A 6,317-nucleotide genomic window follows, 5' to 3' on the forward strand; every position below is an offset into this window, starting at 1 on the left:
CGGGCTGGTCGTCCGCGTGACGTTCCGCCGCACGGCGGCCGGACGCCCGGAGGCGGTCATGGTGCTCAACCGGTCTGCCCGGGCCCAGGCCGTTCAGCGGCTGGCCGACGAGTTCGGCCTCACGCCGCGCGAGGTCGACGTGGTGGCCGAGGTGCTCGCCGGCGGCTCGACCAAGGGCATCGCCGCGTCGCTCGGCCTCTCGCCCTACACCGTGCAGGACCACCTCAAGGCGGTCTTCGCCAAGTGCCAGGTGGGCAGCCGGCTGCAGCTCACCGCGCTGGTGCTCCAGCACCTCGACGCCGCGCTCTGACGGCGACGCCGACCGTCCCCGGACGACGACGGCCCGGCTCCCCCTGGTGGGGAGCCGGCCGTCGTCGTCCCGGTCAGACGGTGAAGTGGGCGACCGAGCCGCGCAGGTCGGCGGCCATGCGCGCGACCTCGTCGACCGCGGCCTGGGTCTGGGCCAGCGCCTGGGTCGTGCCCGACGCCGCCTCCGAGACGCCCGAGATGTTGTCGGCGATCTGGCCCGACCCCGTCGAGGCCTCGGCCACGTTGCGGCTCATCTCGTTGGTGGTGGCGGTCTGCTCCTCCACCGCCGAGGCGATGGTGACCTGGTAGTCGTTGATCGAGGTGATGATCTCGGCGATCTGACCGATCGCGTCCACCGCACCGCCGGTGTCGGCCTGGATCGTCTCCACCCGACGGGCGATGTCCTCGGTCGCCCGCGCCGTCTCCTGCGCCAGCTCCTTGACCTCGTTCGCCACCACCGCGAAGCCCTTGCCCGCCTCACCCGCACGAGCAGCCTCGATCGTCGCGTTCAGCGCCAGCAGGTTCGTCTGCTCGGCGATCGAGGTGATCACCTTGACCACGTTGCCGATCTCCTGGGACGACTCGCCCAGCTTCGCCACCGTCTCATTCGTGACCTCCACCGTCCGCACCGCGTCCGACGCGACCCGGGCCGCCTCGTTCGCCGAGTGCGCGATCTCGCGGATCGAGGCCCCCATCTCGTCCGAGCCCGCCGCGACCGTCTGCACGTTGCGCGACACGTCCTCGGCCGCACCCGACACCAGACCGGCCTGCACGCTCGTCTCCTCCGCACCCGCCGCGATCTGCTGCGAGGACGCCGACAGCTCCTCGGCCGCCGCCGCCAACGCGTCCGACGACGTCGTCACCGACCCCATGAGCGCCCGCAGGTTGTCCGTCGCGGCGTCCAGGCTCGCGCCCATCTCGCCGACCTCGTCGGTCGTCGACACGCCGCTGCGCGCCGTCAGGTCACCCGCGGCCAGGGCCTCGGCGACCTTGCGGACCCGGCCGACGTTGGTGGCGATGCCGCGCGCGACCAGCAGGCCGACCGCCAGGCACACGAGCGCACCGACGACGAGCACCGCGATGGTGGTGGCGCGAGCCCGCTCGTAGGACGACTGCGCGTCCGCCGCGTAGGCCTCGGCGGACGCGTCCTCGGTCTCGATGATCTCGCCCAGGTCCGAGCTCATCTGCTCGGCGATGAGCGCGACCTCCTCGTTGTTGACCTTCAGCCAGCGGCTCAGCTGCTGCTTGTCGGCCAGCGGGCCGAGCTTCTCGTCCACGGCCGAGACGTACTCGCCGAGCGTCGCGCGGATGTCCTCGGCGCGCTGGCGGTTCGCGGCCGACGGGTTGGTGGTGAGGTACTCGTCCAGCTGCGCGTCGAACGTCTTCTGCAGCTCGACGTACTCCTCCTCGACCGCCGGGCGGTCCGGACCGTCGCCGGCCAGCAGGATGTCGCGGGCGCTGATCGACAGGCTCTTGCGCGTCACGCTGATCTCGCCCAGGATCTTGACCGCCTTGAGGTTCTCCTCGTGGATCCGCTGGCTCGTCGCCGCGCTGTCGGACAGCGCGTTGAGGCTGTAGGAACCGAGCACGACCGCAGCGACCACGCCGATGACGGCGGGGACGAGGACCTTCGTCCGGATCTTGCGGCTGGACCACCAGCCGGACAGGCCGCGGCCGGTCGCCGTCGGCTGGTCGTCACCGCGCTCGTGCGCCGTGGTCTCGGTCATGGGGGGTTCCTCCTGAAGCGTTCCGCGCGTCCGTCCTGGACGCCGGACGTGGCATCGGCCGCGCCGGGCCCGACCTGAGCGGACTGGGCCTCATGACCGGTTGCGGCCGCGAACCGACGCTCGTCGCTACGATCGTCGTCCGGCACCAGAAGGCTGAGCAGTGACGACGAGCACCCCATCCCCGTCCTGCAGGGCGTGCCGGTCCCGACCGGGCCCGGCGCGGCCGGGCGTGGCGCCGCGTGGGCGTCGCGCTGCTGGCCCTGGTCGTCCTGGTCGCCTGCCTGGGCTGGTTCGGCCCGCGCGACACGACGACGAGCGCGGACGGTCCGGGGCCCGCGCTGCAGGTCCGGCACCCGCAGGTCACCCGTGCGGGGCTGGACGTCGCGGTCGTGGTCACCGTCGCGCCGCCGGCCCCAGGCGCCTCGGTGGTCCTGGAGGTCGAGCCGGCGATGCTGGAGCGGCTCGGGCTGGAGGTGTTCTCCCCCGAGCCGTCGGCCCAGACCGGGGACGCCGAGCGCGTGCGCCTGACCTTCGACGCCCCGCTCACCGTGAGCCTGTCCGGCCGCACGCCGACCGAGGCGTCCCCCGGCCCGGTGGGCTACACGCTGAGCGCTCCGGGCCCCGGCGGCACCACCCGGGTCGACGCACGGACGTGGGTGCTGCCATGAGCGAGATCTCCATGGAGGTATGTCCGTGAGCGAGCGCAGCGAGCGAACCGACCAGTCCCTCACGGGCGCGCCTGCGTACCCTGTGCCCTTCCCCACGCAGGTGCGCCCGTGAGCATCGTCCTCAGCGCGACGGTCGTCTTCGTGCTCGTCTGGCTCGTCGTCCGCATCGTCGGCAAGCGCGAGCTCAGCGAGCTGTCGGCGTTCGACTTCGTCATCCTCGTGGTCGTCGGCGACCTGGTGGCCGAGGGCGTCATCAGCGAGGACACGTCGGTCACCGGCGCCGTGGTCGCCGTCGCCACCATCGCCCTGCTGACCGTGGGGATGTCGTGGCTGTCCTGGCGTCTCCCGCGTCGACGCTCGCTCTTCGAGGGCGTCGCGACGCTGCTGGTGCGCGACGGCGAGATCATCCGCGAGTCGTTGCGCATCGAGCGCCTGGACGAGACGGACCTGCTCGCCGCGGCCCGGCAGAACGGGATCGAGCGCATCGAGGACGTGAAGTGGGCGGTGCTGGAGCAGGACGGCTCCTTCTCGTTCTTCGCCGACGAGCAGCGGCGCTGACCGGCGCACGGCCGACGAGCGGCCGACGCGGGGACGGTCCACTACGCTGCCGGCCGTGACCCAGCGACCGGCGGTGCGCCCCGCCACCTCCGACGACCATGTCGCGCTGCTGCGCGTGTGGCGTCGGGCGGTCGAGGCCACGCACCACTTCCTGACGGCCGAGGACGTGGACTTCTACGAGCGCGCGGTCGCCGCGTACCTGCCGCAGATGACCGACCTGCGGGTGGTCGACCCGCGGCTCCACGGTCACGGCCTGGGCACGCGGCTGCTCGACAGCGTGGCCGCCGAGCAGCCGGTGCTGCGCCTGGACGTCAACGAGCAGAACGAGAGCGGACGACGGTTCTACGCCGCGCGCGGCTTCGTCGAGGTCGGCCGCTCACCGCTCGACGGGGAGGGCCGCCCCTTCCCGCTGCTGCACCTGCGTCGCGGCTGACTCAGTCCTCGTCGACCCGGCGCACCGGGCTCAGGCGCCCGTGTAGGACATGACGTGCTTGATGCGGGTGTAGTCCTCCAGGCCGTACATCGACAGGTCCTTGCCGTAGCCGGAGTGCTTGAACCCGCCGTGCGGCATCTCCGAGACGTACGGGATGTGGGTGTTGATCCACACCACGCCGAAGTCGAGCCCGCGCGACATGCGCATGGCCGTGCCGTGGTCGGTCGTCCAGACGCTCGAGGCCAGGCCGTAGCGGACGTCGTTGGCCAGGCGCAGCGCCTCGGCCTCGTCGCCGAACGGCTGGACCGTGATGACCGGGCCGAAGATCTCGTCCTGCACCTGCTCGTCGTCCTGGCGCAGGCCCGACAGCACGGTCGGCTCGTAGAAGTAGCCCCGGTCACCCTGCCGGCGTCCGCCGGCCTCGAGCGTCGCGTGGTCGGGCAGGCGGTCGACCATGGCGGCCACCCGGGCCAGCTGGTCGGCGTTGTTGAGCGCGCCGTACAGGACGTCCTCGTCGTCGGGCATGCCCGTGCGGGTGGCCCGGGCCTGCTCGGCGAGGGCAGCGACGAACTCGTCGTGGACGCCGCGGCCGACGAGCACGCGGGTGGCGGCGGTGCAGTCCTGGCCGGCGTTGAAGTAGCCGGCGCCGGCGATCGCCTCGGCGCTTGGCGACGTCGGCGTCGTCGAACACCACGACCGGCGCCTTGCCGCCGAGCTCGAGGTGGACGCGCTTGAGGTCGGACGCCGCGGAGCCCGCGACCTCCATGCCGGCGCGCACCGAGCCGGTGATGGCGACCATCTGCGGCGTGCGGTGCGCGACCAGGGAGCGGCCGGTGTCACGGTCGCCGGTGAGGACGTTGAGGACGCCCGGCGGCAGGAACTCCTGGGCCAGCTCGGCCATCATCGTCGACGTCGCCGGCGTCGTGTCGGACGGCTTGAGCACGACGGTGTTGCCCGCGGCCAGGGCCGGGGCGATCTTCCAGACCATCATCGGCAGCGGGTAGTTCCACGGCGTCACCTGGCCCACGACGCCGATCGGCTCGCGGCGGACGAACGAGGTGTGGTCGGCCAGGTACTCGCCGGCCGACTTGCCCTCGAGGACGCGGCAGGCGCCGGCGAAGAAGCGGAAGTGGTCGATCGTCGGCGGCATCTCCTCGGACGCGGTGAGGCCCAGCGGCTTGCCGGTGTCGCGCGACTCGGCGGCCACGAACTCCTCGGCCCGGGACTCGAGCGCGTCGGCGATCCGCAGCAGGGCGAGCATGCGCTCCTGCGGCGTGGTCGACCCCCACGACTCGAACGCCCGCTCCGCGGCGGCGTAGGCCCGGTCGACGTCCTCGGCGCCGGAGAGCGGCGCGTGCGCGTAGACCTCGCCGGTGCTGGGGTCGATGACCTCGTAGGTGCGGCCGTCGGCCGCGCCGACGAGCTGTCCGTCGATGACGTTGGTGAAGGTGGTGTCGGTCACGCGGTCAACCTACCCAAGACGACGGATTCCGTCGAGAGTCTGCGGATGAACTTCCGAATACGCAGCGTTTCGGACAGATCACCGCCGATATCGACAGTCCACCCGGTCAGGCGAGGTACAGCTTGCGCAGCCGCTCCGTGACGTCCCAGCGGGTCCGGTCGCCCGCGTGCAGCCGCACCGCCACCCCCGGCCGCAGCGCGAGGCTGCTGCCGTCCTCGAACGTCACGGTGGCCGCGCCGGCGAGCACGACGAAGACCTCGTCGACCTCCGTGTCGTGGTCGGTCCCCGGTCCGGCCTCCCACAGCCCGACCTCCGTGTGCCCGAGCTCGCCGAGCACCGCGGACGCCGTCGGCAGGCGTCCCCCGGCGTCGTCGGGCAGCAGCTCGTGAGCCTGGACGTCGGTGGCCAGCAGCCGCGCGTCCGCCGTCGTCGTCGGCTCGCTCGACGCGCTCACGAGTCGAACCCCAGCCCCAGGCGGTCCAGCAGGCGCAGCCACAGGTTGCGCCGACCGGTGCGGTCCTCGCGGCCCATCGACCAGCTCGTCACCTGGATGCCGATCCAGGCGAGCGGCTCGGGCGGGAACGGCAGCGGGCGCCGGCGCACCATGCGCAGCCGCGTGCGCTCGGTGGGACGTCCGTCGAGCAGGTCCAGCACCACGTCCGCCGCGAACCGCGACGCCCCGACGCCGAGCCCGGTGAACCCCGTCGCGTAGGCGGTGCGGCCGCGGTGGGCGGTGCCGAAGAAGGCGCAGAACCGGGTCGAGGTGTCGATCACCCCGGCCCAGCGGTGGGTGAAGCGGACGCCGTCCAGCTGCGGGAACGTCTCGGCGAAGTGGCGGGCGAGCGTCGCGAACGTCCGGTGGCGGTCCTCGTGCGCGGGGTCGATCGAGCGTCCGTAGTGGTAGATCGCGTCGTAGCCGCCGAACAGGATCCGGCGGTCCGGCGTCACCCGGTAGTAGTGGAAGTGGTTGCCCGAGTCCGCCACGCCGATCGCGGGGTCCCAGCCGACGCTCTTGAGCTGCGCCTCGGTCAGCGGCTCGGTCGCGAGCACGTAGTCGTAGACCGGCACGGTGCCGAGCCGGGTGCGGCGCAGCGGCCCCCGGAAGGCGTTGGTCGCCACCACGACGCGCGCCGCCCGCACGGTGGCCGGGCCGACCGTCG

General features: G+C 72.7%; 8 protein-coding genes and 1 pseudogene. 4 read left to right on the forward strand and 5 right to left on the reverse strand.

Annotation, left to right across the window (positions count from 1 at the left end; translation table 11 throughout):
- Nucleotides 1-310: response regulator transcription factor (locus tag AC2W7G_RS07445; RefSeq protein WP_485867872.1), on the forward strand; the 310-nt coding region annotated here is incomplete at its 5' end.
- A 73-nt stretch (nt 311-383) separates the two neighbouring features.
- Here the strand turns inward: AC2W7G_RS07445 and AC2W7G_RS07450 are convergent.
- Entirely contained in the window at nt 384-2,036 is a 1,653-nt protein-coding gene (locus AC2W7G_RS07450) for a methyl-accepting chemotaxis protein (protein WP_485867873.1), read from the reverse strand.
- A gap of 239 nt (nt 2,037-2,275) precedes the next feature.
- Between AC2W7G_RS07450 and AC2W7G_RS07455 the strand changes: the two genes are divergently transcribed.
- From AC2W7G_RS07455 to AC2W7G_RS07465, 3 genes are all read left to right on the forward strand, one after another.
- Nucleotides 2,276-2,704 carry a hypothetical protein gene (locus AC2W7G_RS07455; RefSeq protein WP_485867874.1) on the forward strand — a complete coding sequence of 143 codons (429 nt, stop codon included), beginning with the start codon at nt 2,276-2,278 and terminating at the stop codon, nt 2,702-2,704.
- 108 nt (nt 2,705-2,812) lie between these two features.
- Complete coding sequence (locus tag AC2W7G_RS07460; RefSeq protein WP_485867875.1) at nt 2,813-3,262, forward strand: DUF421 domain-containing protein; 450 nt, start codon at nt 2,813-2,815, stop codon at nt 3,260-3,262.
- Nucleotides 3,263-3,317: 55 nt separating this feature from the next.
- Entirely contained in the window at nt 3,318-3,695 is a 378-nt protein-coding gene (locus AC2W7G_RS07465) for a GNAT family N-acetyltransferase (RefSeq protein ID WP_485867876.1), read from the forward strand.
- A 30-nt stretch (nt 3,696-3,725) separates the two neighbouring features.
- Here the strand turns inward: AC2W7G_RS07465 and AC2W7G_RS07470 are convergent, their stop codons facing one another.
- From AC2W7G_RS07470 to AC2W7G_RS07485, 4 genes and pseudogenes are all read right to left on the reverse strand, one after another.
- A complete protein-coding gene (locus AC2W7G_RS07470; protein WP_485867877.1) occupies nt 3,726-4,535 on the reverse strand; it encodes an aldehyde dehydrogenase family protein in 810 nt (269 codons plus the stop codon).
- Nucleotides 4,420-5,157 (reverse strand): annotated as a pseudogene (locus AC2W7G_RS07475) (aldehyde dehydrogenase family protein); the annotation flags it as partial. The pseudogene AC2W7G_RS07475 and the gene AC2W7G_RS07470, both read right to left, overlap by 116 nt.
- A gap of 106 nt (nt 5,158-5,263) precedes the next feature.
- Complete coding sequence (locus AC2W7G_RS07480) at nt 5,264-5,611, reverse strand: cupin domain-containing protein (protein ID WP_485867878.1); 348 nt, start codon at nt 5,609-5,611, stop codon at nt 5,264-5,266.
- The coding region (locus AC2W7G_RS07485; RefSeq protein WP_485867879.1) for an NAD(P)/FAD-dependent oxidoreductase at nt 5,608-6,317 on the reverse strand (710 nt) is incomplete at its 5' end. The genes AC2W7G_RS07480 and AC2W7G_RS07485, both read right to left, overlap by 4 nt.

Source organism: Aeromicrobium sp. PFPM2_SD2, from assembly GCF_057364525.1.